The organism is Xanthomonas sp. (assembly GCF_017163755.1).
Classification (GTDB): domain Bacteria; phylum Pseudomonadota; class Gammaproteobacteria; order Xanthomonadales; family Xanthomonadaceae; genus Xanthomonas_A.
Genome location: NZ_JAFIWC010000031.1, coordinates 1 through 23,183 on the forward strand (window position 1 = coordinate 1; position 23,183 = coordinate 23,183).

A 23,183-nucleotide genomic window follows, 5' to 3' on the forward strand; every position below is an offset into this window, starting at 1 on the left:
ACGGCGTCGTACATGCGATCATTTTAGCTTGGCTGGCGCCCGTCCCCTACTCCCGGGACGCGCCGGTTCAGCCGGCCGCCGGCCGTTGCGACCGTTTGTCGCAGGCGGCTTCACCGATCACCGCATACGATGGGCCGCGATGAACCCCTCCGACGCTTCGTTCCTGCGCACGCTGTGCAGCCTGCGCTGGCTGGCCACCGCCGGCCAGGCCGCCACCATCCTGGTGGCCACCTGGCCGATGCGGCTGCCGCTGCCGCAACTGCCGCTGTGGGCCGGCGTGGCCGCGCTGGCGCTGTTCAACCTGTATGCCCAGCTGCGCCTGCGCCATGCCGACGCGGCGTCGCCGGCCACCGCGTTCGGCCACATCCTGGTCGACGTGACCGTGCTGACCTGGATGGTCGGCTGGAGCGGCGGCATCGCCAACGCCTTCGGTTCGCTGTTCCTGGTGCTGATCGCGCTGGCGGTGCTGGCGCTGCCGCTGCGCTGGGCGCTGGCGGTGGCGGTGGCCTGCGTGGCCGGCTACGCGGTCAGCGCGATCTTCGGCATCCCGCTGCCGCCCGGCCCGCACCAGCCGCTGGACCTGCAGCGCTGGGGCATGGCCGCCAACTTCCTGCTGTCCACCGGCGTGGTGCTGGTGTTCTCGACCCGGCTGGCGCTGGCGTTGCGCGAACGCGAGCGCGAGCTGGCGCTGCTGCGCGAACGCTTCACCCGCAACGAGGGCATCGTCGCCCTGGCCACCCATGCCGCGTCGGTGGCGCACGAACTGAACACGCCGCTGGCGACGATGACCCTGCTCACCGACGACATCGTCGAGCAGAGCACTCAGCCGGAACTGCGCGAGGACCTGGAAACCCTGCGCGAACTGCTGGTGCAGTGCCGCGAGCGGGTATTGGCGCTGGCCGCGCCGGCGCAGCGCGCCGGCGGCGGCAGCGTGTCGCTGGCGCACGTGCTGCACCAGTGGCAGCTGGTGCGGCCGACGGTGGAACTGCGCCGCAACGACGATGCGCCGCTGCAGCTGAGGCTGGAGAGCGCGGTCGGCCACCTGCTGCAGGTGCTGCTGAACAACGCCGCCGACGCCGGCGAACGCGCCGGTCACCCGCTAGTCGACCTGAGCGTGCGCGTGGCCGACGGCGAGCTGCACGGCGAAGTGCGCGACTACGGCGGCGGCTTCGATGCCAACCAGGTCGCGCTGCCGGCGACCCTGTTCCGCAGCGGCAAGCCGGAGAGCATGGGCGTGGGCCTGGCGCTGTCGCATGCGACCATCGAACGTCTCGGCGGCGAGCTGTGGACCCAGCCGGCGCCCGGCCACGGCGCCCGGGTCGGCTTCCGGCTGCCGCTCATCGCCCTGGAGACTGCGCCATGAACGATTCCCCGCTCGGCCTGCTGGTCGACGACGACCCGCTGTACCTGCGCACGCTGCAACGCACGCTGGCGCGGCGCGGCATGCAGACCCTCACCGCCGACAACGGCGCGGCGGCGCTGGCCCTGGCCGCCGACACGCCGCCCGACTACGCGCTGATCGACCTCAAGCTCGGCGACGAATCCGGGCTGGCGCTGATCCAGCCGCTGCGCGCGATCCGCGCCGACATGCGCATCCTGCTGGTCACCGGCTACGCCAGCATCGCCACCGCGGTGGAGGCGATCAAGCTCGGCGCCGACGACTACCTGCCCAAGCCGGCCACGGTGCCGATGATCCTGCGCGCGCTGGAGCTGGACGGCGAGCCGGTCGAGGACGACGACGCCGGCGACCTGGTTCCCGATGCGATGACCCCGCTGAGCCGGCTGCAGTGGGAGCACATCCAGCAGGCGATGCACGAGACCGGCGGCAACATCTCCGCCGCCGCGCGCCTGCTCGGCATGCACCGCCGCTCGCTGCAGCGCAAGCTGGCCAAGCGCCCCAGCCCGCAGAATCCGCCGCGCGATCCCTTGCGCTGAACGGCTCTGCCCGGGCCGCCGGTGCCCGCGCCGACATGACGTGGCGGCCTCACGGCCCGACGGTGATGGCATCCCACACGCAGGGGGGCGATCCGCTTCCGGCGCCGCAGCGAGGCGGGATATGCTGCACGCCCCGACCTGCCGCACCGTGCCGATGGACACCGCAGCCCGCACTCCGCCGTCGCAGGCCCTGCCGAGGTACGTGGCCGCGCAGCTGACCCAGGCCATCGCCCTGCTCGGCCGCGAACGCGGCCACCTCCATCGCGGCATCCACCAGGGGCGCAAATGCATCCGCCGCAGCCGTGCCGCGCTGGCCCTGGCCGCGGACGCGCTCGGCCCCGCCGGCGCGGCGCTGGACGCGCAACTGCGCACGATCAACCGCAGCCTGTCGGCGGCGCGCGATGCGCAGGCGCTGGTCGAGGCCGTGGCCCGGCTGGAAGACCAGGCGCAGGGCGAGAAGCGGCGCAAGCTGCTGCACCGCGCGCGCCGCCGCGCGGCGAAGGCGCGCGCGCCCGCGCTGCGCGCGGTGCTGGCCGCGGATCCGGGATTCGCGCGGCTGCGCCGGCAGCTGTTCGACCTGCAGACCGCGATCGCCGGCCTGCCGTGGCGCGAACTGAGCGAGGAGATCATCGAGGACGCGCTGGCCGCCAGCGCCGCACAGGTCCGGCGCGCCGCGCGCAAGGCGGCCAAACGCGGCGACGACGAACACTGGCACCGCTGGCGGCGGCGCGCGCGCCGGCTGTCGCAGCAACGCGGCCTGCTCGGCGAACTCGGCTGGCGGCTGCCGAAGGACCGCGACAAGGCCGTGGCGCTGGTCCTGGGCGAACAGCAGGACTACTCGCTGCTGCTCGCGCACTGCGGCGACGCCTCGCCGTTCAAGCCGGGCGACCGCGCCGAACTGCGCGCGCTGGCGCAGGCCAAGCTGCACAAGCTGCGGCGCCGGCTGGCCAAGTCGGTGGCGCGCTGAGCCTGGCGCGGTGCCGGTCGCCGGCACCGCGCACGAGGCGGCGCGCGCTCACCAGAACGTGGCGTACAGCGCGATCAGGATCGCCAGCACGCCGGCGGCGCCGGCCTTGAAGCTGATCGTGGTGCCGTAGGCGACGTCGTCGGTGCGGATGGTGTCGCGCCCGGGCGCGGCCGGGGTGGCCAGCGAGACCACCACCGCCAGCAGCAGCGACAACAGGAACACCAGGCCGATGCGGTCCATGAACGGCAGCGCCGGCCAGGCCAGCTTGAGCACGATCGACAGCGCGAACGAGCCCAGCGCCGCGGCCAGCGCGCCGGCCTCGTTGGCGCGCTTCCAGAACAGGCCGAGCATGAAGATCACCACGATGCCCGGGGTGAAGAAGCCGGTGTACTCCTGGATGTACTGGAAGGCCTGGTCGAAGCCGCCGAGCAGCGGCTTGGCGGTCAGGATCGCCAGCACCACCGATACCGTCGCGGCGATGCGGCCCACCCGCACCAAGCGCTTCTGCTCGGTGTTCGGGCGCGCCTTGGCGTAGAAGTCCAGGGTGAAGATGGTCGCCACCGAATTGATCTTCGACGCCAGCGAGGCCACGATCGCCGCCACCAGCGCCGCGAACACCAGGCCGAGCACGCCGGTCGGCAGCAGCTGCATCATCGTCGGGTACGCGTGGTCCGGCTTGCCCAGCCCGGGCGCGAGCATCACCGCGGCGATGCCCGGCACCACCACCACCGCCGGCATCAGCAGCTTCAGGAACGCGGCGAAGACGATGCCCTTCTGCGCCTCGCCGATGTCCTTGGCGGCCAGCGCGCGCTGGATGATGTACTGGTTGAAGCCCCAGTAGCTGAGGTTCATCACCCACAGGCCGCCGATCAGCACGCTCAGCCCCGGCAGGTCCTTGTAGAACGGGTTGTCCTTGGACAGGATCATCTGGAAATGCTCCGGATGGTTCTGCCACAGGGTGTGGAAGCCGGCGAGCATGCCTCCGTCGCCGCCGATCTTGCTCAGGGTCAGCCCGGTCACCAGCAGCCCGCCGAGCACCAGCAGCGAGACCTGCACGATGTCGGTGAGCGCCACCGCCTTCAGCCCGCCGTAGATCTGGTAGGCCAGCGCGAACAGGCCCATCAGGGTCAGCGCCAGCACCTGGTCCATGCCGGTGACCTGCGCCACCGCGATCGAGCCCAGCCACAGGATCGAGGTCAGGTTGACGAACACGTACAGGCCCAGCCAGAACACCGCCATCAGCGTGCGGATGCGGTTGCCGTAACGCTGCTCGAGGAACTGCGGCATCGTGTAGATGCGGTTGCGCAGGAAGATCGGCAGGAAGAACTTGCCGACGATCAGCAGGGTCAGCGCGGCCATCCACTCGTAGGACGCGATCGCCAGGCCGATGGCGTAGCCGGAGCCGGCCATGCCGATGATCTGCTCGGCGGAGATGTTGGCCGCGATCAGCGACGCGCCGATCGCCCACCACGGCAGCGTCTTGCCGGCGAGGAAATAGTCCTCGGCGCTCTTGCTGTGCCCGGCCTTCTCCCGCGACACCCACTGCGCCAGGATGAAGATGCCGGCCAGATAGACCAATACGATGGTTACGTCCAACGTCGCCAGACCCACTGCACATTCTCCCGTTCGGCCGCAGCCATGTCGTAGTCGATTGCCGATCGCCTGGCCCTGCCCCGATGGGCACCGGGGACAGGGTTCGGGCGAAGCCTCGGACGGTCCGGCGCAGGAAACCGCGCCATCGCTCGTCCGTTCTTGCGAGTAACGTGTTGCCTGGTGCCGTGGTCGCGGCGCCGGACCGGCGCGGCCGCCTCGCGCGCGGCGCCGCGATCCTCGGGATCGCCCTGCCCCTGCGGATGCCCGCAGGAGCGGGACTATCGGTGCCGGGTCAGCGCACCGGGCAGTCGAGCACCGTCTGCGCCTCGTTGCTGGCGCCCAGCGCGATCCGCGACACCGCCAGGTCCAGCGCGCCATCGCTCTCGATCACCGGGATGCGCTCGAGCTTGGACACGTCGCCGCCGGCCACCGCGAAGCACTTCAGCGGCACGCCCAGCGTGCGCCATTCGTTCTTCGGGAACGCCGCCAGCGTCTTGCCCAGTTCGAGCCTGGGCGCGCAGCCCTGGCCGCAGGCCACGCCCAGCGTCGGGTTGCCGCCCGGCGCCGCGCCGAGCTTCAGGGTCAGGATCAGCTGCACGTCGCCGTTGCTTTCGCGCGACACGTCCAGCGGCTTGGGCAGCACCAGCGCCGCGGCCGCCTTGCCGCCGCCCGACCACACGAAGCGGCGCGCGTCCTCCTGCGCCTTGTGGTCGATCGCGCTGACCTTCAGCGTGCCGTCGGCCAGCGCCGCCGGCATCGTCGCCGCCGGCAGGTTGGCCTGGCTGGCGCCCTGCAGGACCAGGTTGATCCCCGGCGCCGGCTTGCCGCGCTCGAAGTACACCCCGCCCACCGCCTGCGCGCCGGACACGCCGGACACCTCCGACAGCCGCGGCAGTTCGCCCTTGTCGGCGTAGGTCAGGCCGTAGCCGAACGCGAACTGCGGGTTGTAGTTCTTCTGCCCGACGTTGTTGGCGTACTGCGTGGCGGTGCGCGGCCAGGAGAAGCTCAGCTTGCCCTTGAAGTCGTGCTGGATGCCGCCATCGGGCTTGCGCAGCAGCACGTCGGCGACGCCGGCGCCTTCCGAGCCCGGCAGCCACGCGGCGACGAACGCGTCGGCGGCGTTGATCTCGCGGTTCATCCACAGCGGACGCCCGCTCAGGAACACCGCCACCACCGGGATGCCGTCGGCCTTGAGCCGCTTGATCAGCTGCAGGTCGCTGTCGTCGCCGGGCTTGTACAGCAGCGTGGCGATGTCGCCCTGGAACTCGGCGTAGGGGTTCTCGCCGAACACCACCACCGCCACGTCCGGCTTGGCCTGGTACTTGCCGTCGATCGCCAGTTCGGCGCTGCCGCCGGCGGCCTTGACCTGCTGCTGCAGGCCTTCCCATATCGTGTTGCCGTTCGGGTAGTCGGCGCGCTTGGTGCCGGTGCCCTGCCAGTTCAGGGTCCAGCCGCCGGACTGTTTGCCCATGTCGTTGGCGCCGTCGCCGGCGACCAGCACCTTGCTCTGCGGCTTCAGCGGCAGCAGCTGCTTGTGGTTCTTCAGCAGCACCAGCGACTCGCGCACCGCCTGCCGCGCGATGGCGCGGTGCGCCGGCGCGCCGAGCAGTTCGAATTTGCCGCCGAGCGGGCGCTGCGACGGCTTGCCGGCCTCGAACAGGCCCAGGCGCAGCTTGACCCGCAGGATGCGGCGCACCGCGTCGTCGAGCCGGGTCATCGGGATCTCGCCCGTCTGTACCGCCTTCAGCGCGCTGTGGTAGTAGCCCTTCCAGCTGTCCGGCGCCATCAGCATGTCCACGCCGGCGTTGAACGAGGCCGGGCAGTCGTCGTTGCTGCAGTCGGCGACCTGGCCATGGCCGTTCCAGTCGCCGACGACGAAGCCACCGAAGTTCATCCGGCCCTTGAGCACGTCGGTCAGCAGCGGCTGGTTGCCGTGCATCTTGACCCCGTTGAAGCTGTTGAACGAGGCCATCACCGTCTGCGCGCCGGCCGCGATCGCGGACGGATAGCCGGCGCCGTGGATGTCGCGCAGCTGTTCCTCGCTGATCCGGGTGTCGCCCTGGTCCTTGCCGTCGGTGGTGCCGCCATCGCCGAGGAAGTGCTTCACCGAGGCGATCACGTGCGAGCCGTCGAGGAAGCCCGGCTGCCCGGGGATGCCCTGCAGGCCTTCGACGACCTTGCCGGCGAAGCTGGCGACCACCTCCGGCGACTCGGAATAGCCTTCGTAGCTGCGGCCCCAGCGGTCGTCCTGCGGCACCGCCACGGTCGGAGCGAAGGTCCACTCCATGCCGGTGGTGCGCGTCTCGGCGGCGGTGACCTCGCCGATCTGGCGCATCAGCTCCGGGTTGCGCGTGGCGCCCAGGCCGATGTTGTGCGGGAACAGCGTGGCGCCGACGATGTTGCTCTGCCCGTGCACCGCGTCGATGCCGAAGATGATCGGGATCGCGTGGCGGCCGCCGGCGCTGTCCATCGACGCGTCGTAGAAGGCGTCGGCCAGCGCCAGCCACTGCGCCGGCGTCGCGTCGTACTTGCCGCCCGGGTCGGAGTTGCCGCCAGCCAGCACCGAACCGATGTGGTACTTGCGCACGTCGTCGGGGGTCATGCTGGCGATGTCGCCCTGCACGATCTGCCCGACCTTCTCCTCCACCGTCATCTGCGCCATCAGCTTGGAAATGCGCGCTTCCAGCGCCGGATCCTCGGCCAGCGGCCACGCCGGCGCGGGCCAACGTTCCGGATGCACCGGTGGGGTGGCGGTGGCCGCGGCGGGCGCCGACTGCCCGGGGCCGATCGCGGCCAGCATCAACAAGCCGAGCGCGGCCGCCATGGCCAACGGATTGCGGGTCGGCGCAGACACGCCACTGGACTGCTTTTCCAAGATATCCCCTCCAGGAACGGTGATTGCGACATGCGCGCCTGCAGCCGGAACCGATCCGGGGCGCTCAGCCCGCCTACGCTTTCTCAATCGGCGGACGGTGTCAACCAACGTGCGGAGTATGCCATTCGCGCAATGGCATATCGGATTGCGCTATAGCGAAGGAATACCTCATCGCCTGTGATCCCACGTCCGGTGCATGCGCGCCTGCGTGTGCATGGCCGGTGGCGTCGATGCGATTGCTGCAGCACAGCATGAGCCCGATGGCGCACTGCGCAAAACAGGCGCGTCCCACGCCGGGCGGCCCGGTCCGGTTCGGCCGCCCGGATCCGGGCGTCGGCAGGCAGCCAGCCGGCGTTGGCGGCCGCGACTGCTGCGTGCGGCCTGTGCATTGCGAAAGACACCGACGTGCGGCCAGCGGCGGTCGGCCAGCATGCCTGGCGCTACGCCCACCGCATGGGTTTGCCTCCACGCCCCTTCGTCCATCAAAGAAGGCCGACGTTCGCCCAGCGCACTCGCGACACGGCGAACGCCCCGGCTCGGATGCTTCGAAAGCTGCACCGCGCGACCGGGCATCCGCAGGCAGCTTCCACGCATCCCCACCCCGAATGCCCAATCGCGCGCCACCGCGCGCTTGGCCTATTGCAACTTCTTCGCCGCTTCCAGGTGCTGGGCCACGTGCTCGCGGGTCATCTTCAGGTGCGCCACCACCGCGTTGGTCTTGGCGCTGGGAATCAGTTGGTCGTCGAGCAGGGTCAGCGCCTCCTGGTGGCCCTTGACCATGGCCTGCACGTACGCCTTCTGGAAGGCCGCACCGTCCAGGCCGCGCAGGCTGCGCAGTTCCGCCTCGCTCTTCTTGAGTTGCGCGGAGACCTTGGCATCGTCGCTGTCGGGCATCAGCTTGTCGGTGGCCTGCTTGTTGGCGCTGTGCTCCTTGATCATCATCTCGGCGTAGTCGCGCACCGGCGTGTCGACCTTCTTCTCCACGGCCAGGCGGCCGCTGTCGATCTCGTGGTTGTTGATCGCGTTCAACACGCCCAGCCCGACGCGTTCGTCCGCGGTGGCCGGGCTGTTGGCGGCGGCATTGCCCTGGGTGCCGGCCGCCGCGGTGTCGCCGGCCGCCGTGTCGCCGGCCGCGGTACCCGCCGCGCCGGCGTCCGCCCGCGCCATGCCCGCGGCGCCCTGCCCGCCCGCCGGGCTGCCGTCGGCGCCGGTGGATGCGGTGCCGTCCGCCACGCCGGGCGTATTGCTGTCGTGGGCGGTGTCGTCGCGGCGCTCGCATGCCGTCGCCAGCGCGACGGTCAGCGCCAGCACCGTGATCTTGGATAGGGTCTTCATGCGCAAAGCCTCCTGGTTGGACCTGCGCAGTGTCTTTGCCCCACGGTGACCGGCCCGTGCAGCCGGCGTATACGCGGCGCGAGACGCGGCGGCCTCGGCCTGGGCCGCGCTCGCTACATCGAACCGGCGCGCGGCGCCGGATCGGTCGCCAGCAGTTCCACGCAACGCTCGCAGGCGGTGTCGATCTTCTCCAGGCAGTCGCGCAGCATCTCCTCCTGCCCGAGCTCGGCCGCGCGCTTGGCCAGGCGCCCGGCCATGCAGATGGAGTTCACCTGGTTGCGGATGTCATGCAGCAGCTCTCGCTCGCCCATCGTCTTTCCTCGCCGACACCGACCTTGCACCGAGCATAGCCGCAGCGCGTGAAAGGCACGCGCAAAAAACGCTAACGCGACTTGCGGCCGCGCGCGCGGGTCTGGATCCGGATCTCCGACAGCAGCGTATCGATCGCCACCGGCTTGTTGATGTGCGAAGTGAAACCGGCCGCCAGCGCGCGCGCCACGTCCGCCTGCGCGCCGAAGCCGGACAGCGCGAACGCCGGCACCTGCTCGTAGCCGGGCAGCTGGCGCAGCCGGGTGATCAGCGCCAGGCCGTTCATGTCGGGCATGCCGATGTCCGAGAGCACGATGTCGAAGCGCGAGGCCGCCGCCAGTTGCAGCGCCTCGGCGCCGCTGGTCGCCACGCTGACCATCGCACCCTCCAGCTCCAGCAGCGCCGCCAGCGATTGGACCGTGTCGCGGCTGTCGTCCACCACCAGCGCGTGCAGCCCTGTGAACGGCTCCGCCCCGGCTTCGGTCTGCAGCGCCGTGCGCGCGACGGCCGGCTTGGCCAACGGCAGCCACACCACGAAGGTGCTGCCGCTGCCCAGGCCCTGCGACAGCGCCTCGACCCGCCCGCCCTGCTGGTCCACCAGCTGCCGCACCAGCGCCAGGCCGATGCCCAGCCCGGTCTGCTTGCTCGCCACCCGCGCCGCCGCCTGCCCGAACATGTCGAACACGCGCGGCAGGAAATCCGGGCTGATGCCCAGGCCGGTATCCTCCACCGCCAGCCGGCCGTAGCCGCCGACCTTGCTCAGGTGCACGGTGACGCGGCCGCCTGGCGGGGTGAACTTGATCGCGTTGGACACCAGGTTCCACACGATCTGCTCCACCCGCTGCGGGTCGCCGCGCACCAGCAGGTCCTCGTCGTCGCACAGCACGCTCAGCTGCAGCTCGGAGGCCGCCGCATCGGCCGCGGCCACCTCGACGATGTTGCGGGTCAGCGGCAGCAGCGGCAGGTCGGTGATGTTCAGGTGCAGCTTGCCGGTGCGGATGCGCGACAGGTCCAGCAGGTCGTCGATGATCTTCGACTGCCCATGGATGGCGCGCTTGACCACATCGATGATGCCCACGCTCTTGCTCGAGTTGCGGAACTCCGGCATGCGCGACAGCAGCTCGATGTTGACGCTGATCAGGTTCAGCGGATGCTTGAGCTCGTGCGACATCACCGCCAGGAAATCGCCCTTGAGGTCCTGCTCGCTGCGCGTATCGGCATCCAGCGCCGCGGCCGGCGCGCTGGCCGACGCCAATGCGCGTTCCGGCGCCTGGCGCCAGAGCAGCTTCAGCGACTCGGCGGCGGCGACGCCGAGCGGGATCGTCATCTCGAACAGGTCGACGAGCTCGCCGTCCCGGCAGCGCAGTGCGCGGCGCTCGGTGCGCGGCTCGCGGCCCGGTGCCGGCGCGGCCGCCTCGCCGCCGGGCGCGCGCGCCTGCGACGGCGGATACAGCTGCGCGAACGGCGTGCCGAGCATGGCGTCGGCGTCGTAGCCGAGGATCTGGCCGGCGCCGGCGCTCCAGCAGCGGATCGCGCCGTCCGCATCGACCGCGACCACGCCAAGCTCGCCGCCGTCGCCGGGCGGCATGCCGGCCGACGGCCCCAACTCGCGCGCCTGCTGTTCGGCGCGGCGCAGGCTGGTCACGTCGACGAAGGTCAGTACCGCGCCGTCGATGCGGTTTTCCTGGGTGCGGTACGGCAGCACCCGGGCGATGTAGCTGCGGCCGTCGATCGCCCGCACCTCGCGCTCGCGCACCTGCAGCGAGGAGAACGCGGCCTGCGCGTCGGCCGCCAGTTCCGGATAGTCCAGGCGGTGGGTGATGTCCAGCAGGCGCCGGCCGACGTCGGCCGGGATGATGCTGAAGATGCCCTCGGCATGCGGCGTGTAGCGCTTGATGCGCAGTTCGGCGTCGACGAAGATCGTGGCGATCTCGGTGGAGGCGATGAAATTGCGCAGGTCGTCGTTGACCTCCGCCGCCTCGTCCACCTTGGTCTTCAGCTCGTAGTTGACCGTGGTCAGCTCCTCGTTGAGCGACTGCAGTTCCTCCTTGCTGGTTTCCAGTTCCTCGGTGGCCGAGCGCAGTTCCTCGTTGATCGCCTGCAGTTCCTCGTTGGAGGCCTTCAGCTCCTCGGTGGAGGTCTCGGACTGTTCGATCGTGGTCTGCAGCCGGTCGCGGGTGGCCTGCAGTTCCTCCTCCAGCCGCAGCAGCACCGCGTCCTTGGCCGGCGATGCGTCCTGCGTCGCCTGCTTGGGGCTGAGCGTGTCGTCGACCTCGTCGAAGAACACCAGCATGAAGTCGGCATCGGCATCGGGGTCGCGGAACGGCCGCACCACCATGTTGAGATAGCTGCGCATGCCGTTGCGTTCCAGCCGCACCTGCCGCGCCTCCACGCTGCGCTTGGTGTGCACGGCCTGGAACAGCGCGCTGCGCAGCTCCAGCCGCAGCGCCGGGTCCACGACCGACAGCAGGTTGTAGCTGGGCTCGCCGCCGGCGAACTTCATGAACCGGCCCACCTCGCTGGACATGTGCACGATGCTGTAGTCCTGCGCGACGATCACGCTCGGCGGCGCGTAGTGCTCGAGCACGCGCTGGTGCACCTCGGCGAAGGAGAACCCGCGCGCGCGCGCGGACGGCAGCGGCAGCGCGCTCGCCGGCTGGCCCGCGCGCAGCGGCAGGCTCGGCGTCAGCAGGCTGCGCGACTGCGCGCGGGCGCGGAAGATGCGGCTCTTCTTGTCCACCGGCTCGAACAGCGCCGAGGCCGCGTCGGCCGATTCGGAACTGCCCAGGAACAGGTAGCCGCCGGGGTTGAGCGCGAAATGGAACATCTGCAGCAGCCGCGCCTGGATGTCGCGGTCCAGGTAGATCAGCAGGTTGCGGCAGCAGATCAGGTCCACGCGCGAGAACGGCGGATCGCGCAGCACGTTGTGCAGCGCGAACAGCACCCGGTCGCGCACGTGCTTCTTGACCCGGTACTGATGGTGCTCGCGGCCGAAATACTCGCGCAGCCGCGCCGGCGGCACGTCGGTCACGATCGAGTCCGGGTACAGCCCGGCGCGCGCGCGCGCCAGCGCGCGCTCGTCGATATCGGTGGCGAACACCTGGACCGGCGGCGGCGACTCCATCCGCGCCGCTTCGTCGCACAGCAGCATCGCGATCGAATACGGCTCTTCGCCGGTCGCGCAACCCGGGGTCCAGACCCGCACCGCGCCGCTGTCGCGCCCGCGTTCCATCAGGCTGGGCACGATGTCCCGTTCCAGCGCCTCGAACGCCTCGCGGTCGCGGAAGAAATTGGTGACGCTGATCAGCATGTCGCTCAGCAGCGCGCCGGTCTCGGCCTCGTTGGCGGCCAGGAAGTCGCGGTAGCTGGCGATGTCCTTGAGCAGGTTGACCTGCAGCCGGCGCTCGATGCGGCGCAGCACGGTGGCGCGCTTGTAGTGGTGGAAGTCGTGGCCGGTGCGCACGCCGAGCATGCTCAGGATATCGCGCAGCGTCTCCTCGTCGCTGCGGCTGGCCTGGACCTTGGTGGCCATCGTCGGCTCGTCGATCTCGCCCTTGGCCGGCAGCACGATCTGGCGCGCGTTGAGCCACAGCTGCATCAGCTTCTGCGGCATTTCCGCGGTGGGCAGCACGAAATCGACGAAGCCGCTGGCGATCGCGTTGCGCGGCATGTCCTCGTACTCGCTGTCGTCCGGCGATTGCGCCAGGGTGACGCCGCCGTATTCCTTGAGCGAGGCGATGCCGACCGAGCCGTCCGAGCCGGTGCCCGACAGCACCACCCCGACCGCGCGGTCGCGATGCGCCAGCGACAGCGTGCGGAAGAAGGTGTCGATGGCGGTATGGCGCCCGCGCGGGCGCTCGGCCTGTTGCACGATCAGGCTGCCGTCGTTCATCAGCAGGTCGACCGACGGCGAGATCACGTAGACGTGGTTGCGCTCGATCTTGCGCGGCTCGGTGACCTGGACCACTGGCATGCGCGTGGCGCGCTGCAGCAGCTGGTCGGCGCTGCTCTCGTGCTTGGGCGACAGGTGCAGGATGACCACGAACGCCATGCCGTTGTCCGCGGGCAGGTTCGACAGCAGCGTCGATACCGCGGCCAGGCCGCCGGCCGAGGCGCCGATGCCCACCACCGGAAAATCCAGATGGCTGATCTGGATGGTGCACTCGTCGCTTTCGGCTGCATCGGCTGAGATCGTCATCGTTGGATCGAGGGAGAGCGCCAGGGCCGTTCATGTTACCGCCCGGCTTGTGATTTCTCCGCATTCAACGAACGTTCACCCGCCTTTTCGCGCGCGGCGACGTCTGGAGCTCTTCGCTTTCTGCCGGCCGAACAGGCCGCAGCACGTGCTCTGGCAGGCGTGTATTTCCGCGCGATATGCGTCGTTATGCGGTTTTCCCGCGCATTCATGAGGATGTGCAGCATCGCGAACGAACATCGCGGGCGTACGGTCTCACAACTGCATCTGTCTACGGCGCAGGTCCAAGACGCTGGCGCAGGATCTTCTTCTACTACCGTGCCTTGCGCAGCCCTCGCTGGCCAACCGCCCTGCACGCGCGCCAAGGCGCGCGCCCAGCCATGCGCAGGCGCATGGGACGGGACGGGACGCGGCGCATCGCGATCGCACCGCGTGGGGAGCGGCAGGCGCGATCGCGTCTATTCACCGCGGCCTGCAGCGATCGTCCGCCGAGTTGACGCGGATTTCGTTCGTTCGCGATTCCTTCGCAGGCCTGGCCGGCCGCCGTTGCACCCGGCGCGAGCGCACCGGGCGCGCCCGCGCTACGCCCGCGCACGCCAGCGAAGCTCAGCCGCCGGCCTGCAGCCGCGCCAGCACCGCGCGGGTCACCGGATCGGCGATCTCGGTGTCCTCGCCCTGCAGCGCCGGCAGCAGCTGGCTGGCCAGCTGCTTGCCCAGCTCGACGCCGAACTGGTCGAAGGCGTTGATGCCCCAGATCACCGACTGCACGTAGACGCTGTGCTCGTACATCGCGATCAGCGCGCCCAATGCCTGCGGGGTCAGCGCATCGAGCAGGATCAGCGTGCTCGGGCGGCCGCCCGGGTAGTCGCGGTGCGGATCGTCGCTGCCCTGCCCGTTGCCCAGCGCCTCGGTCTGCGCCAGCAGGTTGGCCAGCAGCGCCTGGTGGTTGACCAGGTAGGGATCGTCGTTGCGGATGGTGCCGATGAAATCGGCCGGCACCACGCTGGTGCCCTGGTGCAGCGCCTGGAAGAAGCTGTGCTGCACGTCGGTGCCGGCGCCGCCCCACCACACCGGCACGGTATCGGTCTGCACCGGCGTGCCGTCCAGCCGCACGCGCTTGCCCAGGCTCTCCATCACCAGTTGCTGCAGGTAGGCCGGCAGCAGCGCCAGGCGCTGGTCGTAGGTCATCACCGCCTGCGTGGCGTAGCCGAGCGCGTTGCGGTTCCACAGCGTGGTCAGCGCGTGCAGCACCGCCACGTTGCGCTGCAGCGGCGCGGTCAGCGCGTGCTCGTCGAACTGCGCCGCGCCGGCGAGCAGTTGCTCGAAGCCGTCGGCGCCGATCGCCAACGCGATCGGGAAGCCCACCGCCGACCACAGCGAATAGCGCCCGCCGACCCAGTCCCACATCGGCAGCACGCGCCCGGCGGCGATGTCGAAGGCCTTGGCGGCGCGCTCGGGATTGGCGCTGACCGCGTACAGGCGCTCGCTGCCGCCGAGCCAGTCGCGCAGGATCTGGCCGTTGAGCAGGGTTTCCTGGGTGCCGAAGGTCTTGGAGATCAGCACGCCGGCGGTGCGCGCCGGGTCCAGCGCGGCCAGCGTGCGCTGCATCGCCGCGCCGTCGACGTTGGAGACGAAATGCACGCGGAACCGGCCGCCGTCGACCGGGCGCAGCGCGTCGGCGACCAGGCGCGGGCCCAGGTCCGAACCGCCGATGCCGACGCTGACGATATCGGTGACCTCGGTCTGCGCCAGCGCATCGATCAGCGCGCGCATGCGTTGCTGCACCTCGCGCGCGGTGGCATTGGCCTGCGCGGCCACCGGCGCGCCGCTGAGGTCGCCGCGCAGCGCGGTGTGCAGCGCCGCGCGGCCCTCGGTGACGTTGACCGTCTCGCCCTGGAACAGGCGCTTGAACGCGCCGGCCACGTCGTGCTCGGCGGCCAGCGCCAGCAGCGCATCGAGCGCGGCGCGGTCGTATTTCTGCCGCGCGAAATTGAAGTACAACGGCCCGACCTGCACTGCCAGCGCTTCGGCACGACCGGGCTCGGCGGCCAGCAGTTCGGGAAGACGGGCCCCGCGCAGGCGCTGGGCGTGGGAGTGCAGTGCGTGGAAACCGTTGGACTGTGTCATGCGGCCTGCTTCGGGATGCTGTGGTTGGTGTGGGTGATCTTGTTGGCGCCGTCCACGTAGACCAGGGTCGGCTGGAAGCGCGCGGCCTCCTCCTCGCTCATGCCGGCGAAGGCGGCGATGATGATCAGGTCGCCGACCTGCACATGGCGCGCGGCGCCGCCGTTGAGCGAGACGATGCCGCTGCCTTCGTCGGCGCGGATCGCGTAGGTGCTGAAGCGCGCGCCGTTGGTGACGTCCCAGATGTGCACCTGCTCGAACTCGCGGATGCCGGTGGCGTCCAGCAGCAGCCCGTCGATGGCGATCGACCCTTCGTAGTTCAGCTCCGAATGGGTGACGGTGGCGCGATGGATCTTGGTCTTCAACAGGCTCAGTTGCATGGCTCGCGGTGCTGCGGTGGGGAAAGGCGCGCAGTTTAGCAGCCGGGGGGTTAAGCGGCAGCGGCAGCAAGGCCCGGCGGCCCGTGCGGGCGTTGTCCGATAGCGTCCCGGCATGCCGACCGCAGGACATGATTGGCTGCCTGATGCGGCAATGCGCGGCGCGAACAACGTCGGCCGCGGCCGAGCGGCGGATCCCGCGGCACGGATAGCGTTGCCAAGCGGCAAGCCTGCCAGCGTCGGGGCTGAAGCCCCTCCCACAGTGCACCCAGCTGGCTCGCCGCAAGTCCCTGTAGGAGCGGCTTCAGCCGCGACGAACGAAGCGGAAGGCTCGACGGCTTCGGACACCGACGGGGCTGAAGCCCCTCCTACAGTGCACCCAGCTGGCTCACAGCAAACCCTGTAGGAGCGGCTTCAGCCGCGACGAACGAAGCGAGAGACCCGACGGCTTCGGACACCGTCGGGGCTGAAGCCCCTCCTACAGTGCACTCGGCCGGCTCACAGCAAACCACTGTGGGAGCGGCTTCAGCCGCGACGCGCGACGCCGACCTGCGATCCGTCCCTTCGACCACATTCGGCACGGTGCCGACGCCGACGCCACGGCAGCCACTGCGCGCTGCCGCGCTCAGAACTCCAGATTGTCGATCAACCGGGTGCGCCCCAGGCGCGCGGCGATCAAGGCCACGCGCGGGCCTTCCTGGTCCTGTGGTTCGCTCAGGTCGGGCAGGCGCAGCACGGTGTAGTCGACGTCGAAGCCGGCGTCCTGCAACTGCCTGGTCGCCGCCGCCTCGACCTCGGCGCGCGGGGTCCCGGCCAGGTGGCCGTCGCGCATCGCCAGCAGAGCCTGGCGGATCTGCGCCGCGCGCGGCCGCTCCTCGGCCGACAGGTACTGGTTGCGCGAGCTCATCGCCAGCCCGTCGGGCTCGCGCACGATGCTGCCGCCCAGGATCTCGATCGGGAACGCCAGGTCGGCCACCATCTGCCGGATCACCGCCAGTTGCTGGTAGTCCTTCTTGCCGAACGCGGCCACGTCCGGCTGCACCTGGTTGAACAGCCGCGCCACCACCGTGCACACGCCGTCGAAATGGCCCGGCCGGCAGGCGCCTTCCAGCACCTCGCTGACCCCGGGGGTGTGCATGCGCAGCGCCAGCTCCACGCCCAGCGGGTACATGCTCTCCACCGTCGGCAGCCACAGCACGTCGCAGCCGGCGTCCTCCAGGCCGCTGGTGTCGGCCTCGGGGGTGCGCGGGTAGCGGGTGAAGTCCTCGTTCGGGCCGAACTGGGTCGGGTTGACGAACACGCTGGAGACCACCCGGTCGGCGTACTGCCGGGCCAGCATCACCAGCGAGAAGTGCCCGGCGTGCAGGTTGCCCATGGTCGGCACGAACGCCACGCGCAAGCCCTGCCGCTTCCAGCCGGAGACGACGGCGCGCAGCCGCGCCAGTTCGGTGATGGTCTGGATCATTTGGCGTAGGCGTGTTCGGCGTCGGGGAAGGTGCCGGCGCGTACCGCGTCGGCGTAGGCGCGCACGGCGCCGGCGATGGAGCCGCCTTCGGCCAGGAAGTCCTTGACGAAGCGCGGCCGGCGGTGGCCGCTGTCCAGGCCCAGGAAGTCGTGCAGCACCAGCACCTGGCCGTCGCAGTCCGGGCCGGCGCCGATGCCGATGGTGGGGATGGCGACCTCGGCGGTGATCCGCGCGGCCAGCGGCGACGGCACGCATTCGAGCACCAGCAGCGCGGCGCCGGCCGCGGCCACCGCCTTGGCGTCGGCGAGCAGCTTGGCCGCCGCGGCCTCCTCGCGGCCCTGGATCTTGTAGCCGCCGAAGGTCAGCACCGACTGCGGGGTCAGGCCCAGGTGCGCGCACACCGGGATGTCGCGCTCGCTGAGGAAGCGGATCACCTCCAGCTTGTGCCCGGCGCCCTCCAGCTTGACCATCTCCGCGCCGGCCTGCAGCAGCCGGGTCGACGCGTTCAGCGCGCGCTCGGGAGTGGCGTCGGACTGGAACGGCAGGTCGGCCACCAGCAGCGCCCGCTGCAGCACCCGGGCCACCGCGGCGGTGTGGTAGGCAATGTCGGCCACGGTCACCGGCAGGGTCGAGTCGTGGCCCTGCACCACCATGCCCAGCGAGTCGCCGATCAGGATCAGGTCCACGCCGTTGGCGTCGAACGTGCGCGCGAAGCCGGCGTCGTAGGCGGTCAGCATCACCAGCTTCTGCTGGCGGCGCTTGGCCTCGGCCAGGGCGGGAACGGTCCAGGGCTTGCTGTCGGCGTGGCTGCTCATTAGCTCATGCGGTGCGGTGATAAGCCGGGCATTATCTACCGATTGGCGCGATTCCGTCGGTTTCGATGCGGTCGCGTATGTCACGCACCGTTCCATGCCCGGGAATGACCGCCCCGGCGGCGATCTCGGCCAGCGGCAGCAGCGCGAAGGCCCGCTGGTGCAGGTAGGGATGCGGCACCTGCAGCCCGGGCAGGTCGATCACCGCGTCGGCGTACAGCAGCAGGTCCAGGTCCAGCGTGCGCGGGCCCCAGCGCTCGCCCGGGTCGCGGCGGCGGCCATGGCGGCGCTCCAGCGCCAGCAGCGCGTCCAGCAGCGCCGGCGCCGGCAGCGTGGTGCCCAGCACCGCGGCGGCGTTGATGAAGTCCGGCTGCGCCTGGTTGCCCCAGGCCGGGCTGCGGTACAGCTGCGAGGCGCGCAGCAGGCGGGTCTGCGGCAAGCCGTCCAGCTCGGCCAGGGCGGCGCGCAGCGTGGCCACGGCGTCGCCCAGGTTGCCGCCCAGGCCGACGCAGGCTTCGACCGGCGCGGCGGCGGTCGGCGCGCTCACTCGGCCGGCGCGGTGCTGTCCGGGCGCCGCCGCCGGCGCCGGCGGCGCTTGGGCATTTCCTCGCTGTCGGCCGGCGCCAGCGCGACCTCGTCGCCGACGTAGTCGATTTCCGGGTCGAAGCCGCGCGGCGGCGGCGCGAAGCCCGGCTGCTGCTGCAGTTCGCGCCAGTAGGCGATGTCGGCCTCGTGCTCGGCCGAGGCGAACTGGCGCAGGATCAGGAAGTCGAACGCGGCGCGGAAGCGCGGATGCGACAGCGTGCGCACCACCCGCTTGCGCAGGCGCGAGCTGAAGCGCGACTGCAGCAGCCAGATCTCCTGCATCGGCAGCGAGAAGCGGCGCGGCAGCGCCACCGTGGTCAGTTGGTGCAGGGTCACCCGGTCGGCGGCGCGGCGCTGCGCCTCCTCCAGCTGCATGCCCTGCTTCTGCAGCGCCATCAGCGCGCGGCAGTAGGCCGGCCACAGCAGCAGCGCGAACAGGAACGCCGGCGATACCGGTTCGTCGTTGGCCACCCGCGTGTCGGTGTTGCGCAGGCCCTCGACCAGCATCCGCCGCAGCGCGCCGCTGCGGTTGGACTTCAGCGCGGCCGCGCTCTCCGGGAACAGCGCGGCGAACAGGCCGTAGCGCTCCAGGCCTTCGAAGCTGGCCACGCCGTTGCCGGACAGGAACAGCTTCAGCACTTCCTCGAACAACCGCGCCGGCGCCGCTTCGGACAGCAGCCCGGCCAGGCGCGGGATCGGCTCGGCGGTGGCCGCCTCGATCTGGAAATCCAGCTTGGCCGCCAGCCGCACCGCGCGCAGCATGCGCACCGGGTCTTCGCGGTAGCGCTGCTCTGGGTCGCCGATCAGGCGCATCAGCCGCGCCTGCACGTCCTCGAAGCCGCCGGTGTAGTCGCGCACCGAGAAATCCTCGATCGCGTAGTACAGCGCGTTGCAGGTGAAGTCGCGGCGCACCGCGTCGTCCTCGATGCTGCCGTAGACGTTGTCGCGGACCAGGCGGCCGTTGTCGAGCTCGCGGTCGCCGCTGCCGTCGTCGACGTTGGCGCGGAACGTGGCCACCTCGATGATCTCGCGCCCGTACACCACGTGCGCCAGGCGGAAGCGGCGGCCGATCAGGCGGCAGTTGCGGAACAGCTGCTTGACCTGCTCGGGGGTGGCGTCGGTGGCGACGTCGAAGTCCTTGGGCTGCAGCTCGACCAGCAGGTCGCGGACCGCGCCGCCGACCAGGTACGCGCCGAAGCCGGCTTCGCGCAGCCGGTAAAGCACGCGCAATGCATTGGGGCTGATGTCCTTGCGCGAAACGTTGTGCTGGTCGCGCGGGATCAAGTGCAGAGTGAACGGCGATGGAACTGGCGGATTGATGATGGCGCTTCCGTATCGAGTTGCGGGATTGCCGACGGGCGGCTAGCCCCATATACTAGCGCCCTGCAATCGGCGCGACCAATACGCTCCCTTCGTCTAATGGTTAGGACGTGGCCCTCTCAAGGCTAAAACAGGGGTTCGAGCCCCCTAGGGAGCACCAACTTCGCACCGGTCGCAGTGAAAACCACAAAAGCCCCGCCATCGCGGGGCTTTTGCGTTTCCGGCGGGCGCCGGCATGCGGCGGCCCACGGCGCCATGCCCCGCCGGCCCGGCCGGGCGGTCGCGAGCCGGGCGCGTGGCGGCGGCAACGCGAACGGGCGCCCCAGTGGCGCCCGTCCCCTGCGGCGGCGCATCGCGCCACCGCGTCGTCCCCTGCCCGGCACGTACCCGTGCCGGGGGCGGGTCCGGCCTCAGCCCTGCATCTGTTCCAGCTCGCGGCCCTTGGTCTCGTACACGTACTTGAGCACGAAGAACACCGAGATGAAGGCGGCCACGGTGTAGATGCCGTAGGCGCCGGCCAGGCCGATGCTGCCGAGCAGGATCGGGAAGCTGACGGTGATGGCGAAGTTCGAGGTCCACTGCGCCGCGCCGGCCACCGCTAGGCCCGAGCCGCGGATTTGGTTGGGGAACATCTCGCCCAGCATCACCCACATCACCGGGCCCCAGGACATGTTGAAGAAGATCACGTAGACGTTGGCGGCGATCAGCGCCAGCCGGCCCATGCCCGGCGACAGCGCCAGCTTGCCGGCCTCGTCCAGCGACGCGCTGGCGAAGGCCAAGGTCACCAGCGCCAGCGACACCGCCATGCCGGCCGAGCCGATCCACAGCAGCGGCTTGCGCCCGATCTTGTCGATCAGCATCACCGTGACCAGGCAGGCGCCGATGCTCAGGCCGCCGGACAGCACGTTGATCAGCAGCGCGTCGCTTTCGGAGAAGCCCACCGCCTGCCACAGCACCGCGCCGTAGTAGAACACCACGTTGATGCCGACCAGCTGCTGGAACGTGGCCAGGCCGATGCCGATCCACACGATCGGGCGGATCTTGCCGGTGGCCTTGCTGACCAGGTCCGACAGCTTGGGCCGGTGCTGGTCGGCGGCCAGCGAGCCGGAGATCTCAGTGAGCTTGGTCTGCGCCTCGCGCGGGCCGTACAGCTTGGTCAGCACGGTCAGCGCATGCTCGCGGCGGCCCTTGACCACCAGATAGCGCGGGCTTTCCGGGATCGCCAGCAACAGCAGCAGGAACACCAGCGATGGGAACGCCTGCATCCAGAACATCCAGCGCCACGCCGCCTGCCCCAGCCACAGCGCCTCGGTCGAGGCCCCGGCCGCCTTGGCCAGGAAGTAGTTGCTGAGGAAGGCGCAGAACAGGCCGCTGATGATCGCGATCTGCTGCACCGTGGCCAGGCGCCCGCGGTAGCGCGCCGACGCCACTTCGGCGATGTACGCCGGCGACATCACGCTGGCCGCGCCGACCGCGAAGCCGCCGAGCACGCGCGCGAGGATGAACACCAGCGAGGTGTGCGCCGCGCCGGCCGCCAGCGCCGACACCAGGAACAGCACCGCCGAGATGATCAGCACCACCCGGCGGCCCCACAGGTCGGCCAGGCGCCCGGCGAAGAACGCGCCGATCGCGCAGCCGAGCAGCATCGAGGCGACTTCGAAGCCGATGCCGGCCTCGCTGGACTGGAAGGTCTGCTTGAGTCCGTCGACGGTGCCGTTGATCACGCCGCTGTCGAAGCCGAACAAAAAGCCGCCGATCGTCGCCACGCAGCTGATCAGGACGATGAAGCGGGTGTTTTCGCCGGCACTGGCGGCGGTGTCGAGTGAAGCGCTGGACATGGGATCACCTGGATTCGTGCAAGGGGCCGGGGACGCCGGGCATGTGCGGATACTGGCACGGCGCGCCGCGGCGCGCCGGCCCGGGCAAGCGTCAGCGCAGCAGGTACTGGTTGATCAGGTTCTCGTAGGCTTCCTGGCGGCCGCTGCGCTGCTGCGGCGCGCCGGCCTTGAGCGCATGCGCGTGCAGCTGCGCCAGCGTGCTGCGGCCGGCGGCGAACTCGGCGCCGGCGCCGCTGTCGAAGCTGGCGTAGCGCTCGGCCCGCCACTGCTCCAGCGGCGAGGACGTCAGCAGCGCATGCGCCACCTCCAGCCCGCGCGCGAACGCGTCCATGCCGCCGATGTGCGCCAGGAACAGGTCCTGCGGGTCGGACGACTCGCGCCGCACCTTGGCGTCGAAGTTCAGTCCGCCCGGCGCCAGACCGCCCTGCCGCAGCACCACCAGCATCGCCCCCACCGTGTCGTACAGGTCGGTCGGGAACTGGTCGGTGTCCCAGCCGTTCTGCGGGTTGCCGCGGTTGGCGTCGATGCTGCCCAGCAGCCCCGCATCGGAAGCCACCTGCAGGTCGTGCTCGAAGCTGTGCCCGGACAGCGTGGCGTGGTTGGCCTCGATGTTGAGCTTGAAGTCCTTGTCCAGCCCGTGCTCGCGCAGGAAGCCGATCACCGTGGCGCTGTCGAAGTCGTACTGGTGCTTCATCGGCTCCATCGGCTTGGGCTCGATCAGGAAGTTGCCGGTGAAGCCGATGCTGCGCCCGTAGTCGCGCGCGGCGGTCAGGAACCGCGCCATGTGCGCCTGCTCGCGCTTCATCTGCGTGTTGTGCAGGCACGCATAGCCTTCGCGCCCGCCCCAGAACACGTAGTTCTCCCCGCCCAGCGCCACCGTGGCGTCCAGCGCCGCCTTGACCTGCACCGCCGCGCGCGCCACCACGTCGAAATCCGGGTTGGTCGAGGCGCCGTTCATGTAGCGCGGGTGGCTGAACAGGTTCGCCGTGCCCCACAGCAGCTTGATCCCGGTGTCGGCCTGGCGCTGCCTGGCGATGCCCACCATGTGCTGCAGGTTGGCCTCGTACTCGCCGATGTCCTCCGCGTCCGGCGCCAGGTCGATGTCGTGGAAGCAGTAGTACGGCACGCCGAGCTTGGTGAAGAACTCGAACGCCGCATCGGCCTTGGCCTCGGCGCGCGACAGCGCCGCGCCGCCGGCATCCCACGGATAGGCGCGCGTGCCCGGCCCGAACGGATCGGCGCCGTTGCCGCAGAAGCTGTGCCAGTACGCCACCGCAAAGCGCAGGTGCTCGGCCATGGTCTTGTCGCCGATCCGCTTGTCGGCGTCGTAGACCTTGAACGCCAGCGGGTTGTCCGAGGCCTTGCCTTCGAACGGGATGCGGCCGATGCCGGGGAAATATTCCTGGGCGCCGACGAAAACGGAAGTGCTCATGACGAAGTCCTGGTTGCGTTT

Annotated in this window: 16 protein-coding genes and 1 tRNA gene; 4 read left to right on the forward strand and 13 right to left on the reverse strand. The window is 70.4% G+C overall.

The genetic code is table 11. From position 1 onward, the window contains the following. Positions 1-139 precede the first annotated feature (139 nt). The 3 genes from JR065_RS18000 (at position 140) to JR065_RS18010 (ending at position 2,902) form a co-directional block, all read left to right on the forward strand. Positions 140-1,363 (forward strand): ATP-binding protein, encoded by a 1,224-nt coding sequence (locus JR065_RS18000; RefSeq protein WP_206235751.1) that lies wholly within the window; start codon positions 140-142, stop codon positions 1,361-1,363. Beyond that, a complete protein-coding gene (locus JR065_RS18005) occupies positions 1,360-1,935 on the forward strand; it encodes a response regulator transcription factor (RefSeq protein ID WP_206235752.1) in 576 nt (191 codons plus the stop codon). The genes JR065_RS18000 and JR065_RS18005 overlap by 4 nt, the downstream gene beginning before the upstream one ends. Positions 1,936-2,056: 121 nt before the next feature. Further along, a complete protein-coding gene (locus JR065_RS18010; RefSeq protein ID WP_206235753.1) occupies positions 2,057-2,902 on the forward strand; it encodes a CHAD domain-containing protein in 846 nt (281 codons plus the stop codon). 48 nt (positions 2,903-2,950) lie between these two features. Here JR065_RS18010 and JR065_RS18015 read toward each other — a convergent pair whose 3' ends face one another. The 11 genes from JR065_RS18015 to pcnB all read right to left on the reverse strand — a co-directional run bounded on the left by JR065_RS18015 (position 2,951) and on the right by pcnB (position 19,895). Further along, complete coding sequence (locus tag JR065_RS18015; RefSeq protein WP_206235755.1) at positions 2,951-4,513, reverse strand: sodium:solute symporter family transporter; 1,563 nt, start codon at positions 4,511-4,513, stop codon at positions 2,951-2,953. Between the two features lie 274 nt (positions 4,514-4,787). Then, positions 4,788-7,370 (reverse strand): glycoside hydrolase family 3 N-terminal domain-containing protein, encoded by a 2,583-nt coding sequence (locus tag JR065_RS18020; RefSeq protein WP_429001887.1) that lies wholly within the window; start codon positions 7,368-7,370, stop codon positions 4,788-4,790. Between the two features lie 636 nt (positions 7,371-8,006). Beyond that, the gene (locus tag JR065_RS18025) at positions 8,007-8,705 is read right to left on the reverse strand and encodes a DUF4142 domain-containing protein (protein WP_206235756.1); all 699 of its coding nucleotides are present in this window, start codon (positions 8,703-8,705) and stop codon (positions 8,007-8,009) included. Positions 8,706-8,818: 113 nt separating this feature from the next. Continuing rightward, positions 8,819-9,016 (reverse strand): hypothetical protein, encoded by a 198-nt coding sequence (locus JR065_RS18030; protein WP_206235757.1) that lies wholly within the window; start codon positions 9,014-9,016, stop codon positions 8,819-8,821. Between the two features lie 71 nt (positions 9,017-9,087). Next, entirely contained in the window at positions 9,088-13,212 is a 4,125-nt protein-coding gene (locus tag JR065_RS18035; RefSeq protein WP_206235759.1) for a CheR family methyltransferase, read from the reverse strand. 603 nt (positions 13,213-13,815) lie between these two features. Next, positions 13,816-15,336 (reverse strand): glucose-6-phosphate isomerase, encoded by a 1,521-nt coding sequence (gene pgi / locus JR065_RS18040; protein WP_206235761.1) that lies wholly within the window; start codon positions 15,334-15,336, stop codon positions 13,816-13,818. Further along, positions 15,333-15,713 (reverse strand): aspartate 1-decarboxylase, encoded by a 381-nt coding sequence (gene panD / locus JR065_RS18045; protein ID WP_003470181.1) that lies wholly within the window; start codon positions 15,711-15,713, stop codon positions 15,333-15,335. The genes pgi and panD overlap by 4 nt, the downstream gene beginning before the upstream one ends. A 622-nt stretch (positions 15,714-16,335) precedes the next feature. Beyond that, positions 16,336-17,175, reverse strand: a complete 840-nt coding sequence (gene panC / locus JR065_RS18050; protein ID WP_206235762.1) for a pantoate--beta-alanine ligase — start codon at positions 17,173-17,175, stop codon at positions 16,336-16,338. Next, a complete protein-coding gene (gene panB / locus JR065_RS18055; protein WP_206235764.1) occupies positions 17,172-17,990 on the reverse strand; it encodes a 3-methyl-2-oxobutanoate hydroxymethyltransferase in 819 nt (272 codons plus the stop codon). Before panB ends, panC begins: the two co-directional genes overlap by 4 nt. 31 nt (positions 17,991-18,021) lie before the next feature. Then, complete coding sequence (gene folK, locus JR065_RS18060) at positions 18,022-18,534, reverse strand: 2-amino-4-hydroxy-6-hydroxymethyldihydropteridine diphosphokinase (RefSeq protein WP_206235765.1); 513 nt, start codon at positions 18,532-18,534, stop codon at positions 18,022-18,024. Continuing rightward, a complete protein-coding gene (pcnB, locus tag JR065_RS18065; RefSeq protein WP_206235797.1) occupies positions 18,531-19,895 on the reverse strand; it encodes a polynucleotide adenylyltransferase PcnB in 1,365 nt (454 codons plus the stop codon). Before pcnB ends, folK begins: the two co-directional genes overlap by 4 nt. Before the next feature lie 82 nt (positions 19,896-19,977). On the opposite strand from pcnB, the gene JR065_RS18070 reads away from it, so the two are divergent. Beyond that, positions 19,978-20,052, forward strand: a tRNA-Glu gene (locus tag JR065_RS18070). A gap of 250 nt (positions 20,053-20,302) precedes the next feature. Here JR065_RS18070 and JR065_RS18075 read toward each other — a convergent pair. Both JR065_RS18075 and xylA read right to left on the reverse strand, forming a co-directional pair. After that, positions 20,303-21,730: a sugar porter family MFS transporter gene (locus tag JR065_RS18075; RefSeq protein ID WP_206235766.1), complete on the reverse strand. Its 1,428-nt coding sequence runs from the start codon at positions 21,728-21,730 to the stop codon at positions 20,303-20,305. Positions 21,731-21,821: 91 nt separating this feature from the next. Next, positions 21,822-23,162 carry a xylose isomerase gene (gene xylA / locus JR065_RS18080; RefSeq protein ID WP_206235768.1) on the reverse strand — a complete coding sequence of 447 codons (1,341 nt, stop codon included), beginning with the start codon at positions 23,160-23,162 and terminating at the stop codon, positions 21,822-21,824. Between the last annotated feature and the right edge of the window lie 21 nt (positions 23,163-23,183).

Bases quoted from the DNA above. Each gene is read 5' to 3' on its own strand.
- JR065_RS18035 (WP_206235759.1), bottom strand. From the start codon at position 13,212: ATGACGATCTCAGCCGATGCAGCCGAAAGCGACGAGTGCACCATCCAG.
- JR065_RS18000 (WP_206235751.1), top strand. From the start codon at position 140: ATGAACCCCTCCGACGCTTCGTTCCTGCGCACGCTGTGCAGCCTGCGC.
- JR065_RS18010 (WP_206235753.1), top strand. From the start codon at position 2,057: ATGCTGCACGCCCCGACCTGCCGCACCGTGCCGATGGACACCGCAGCC.
- xylA (WP_206235768.1), bottom strand. From the start codon at position 23,162: ATGAGCACTTCCGTTTTCGTCGGCGCCCAGGAATATTTCCCCGGCATC.
- panC (WP_206235762.1), bottom strand. From the start codon at position 17,175: ATGATCCAGACCATCACCGAACTGGCGCGGCTGCGCGCCGTCGTCTCC.
- panB (WP_206235764.1), bottom strand. From the start codon at position 17,990: ATGAGCAGCCACGCCGACAGCAAGCCCTGGACCGTTCCCGCCCTGGCC.
- JR065_RS18030 (WP_206235757.1), bottom strand. From the start codon at position 9,016: ATGGGCGAGCGAGAGCTGCTGCATGACATCCGCAACCAGGTGAACTCC.
- pgi (WP_206235761.1), bottom strand. From the start codon at position 15,336: ATGACACAGTCCAACGGTTTCCACGCACTGCACTCCCACGCCCAGCGC.
- JR065_RS18075 (WP_206235766.1), bottom strand. From the start codon at position 21,730: ATGTCCAGCGCTTCACTCGACACCGCCGCCAGTGCCGGCGAAAACACC.
- JR065_RS18005 (WP_206235752.1), top strand. From the start codon at position 1,360: ATGAACGATTCCCCGCTCGGCCTGCTGGTCGACGACGACCCGCTGTAC.
- JR065_RS18025 (WP_206235756.1), bottom strand. From the start codon at position 8,705: ATGAAGACCCTATCCAAGATCACGGTGCTGGCGCTGACCGTCGCGCTG.
- panD (WP_003470181.1), bottom strand. From the start codon at position 15,713: ATGCAACTGAGCCTGTTGAAGACCAAGATCCATCGCGCCACCGTCACC.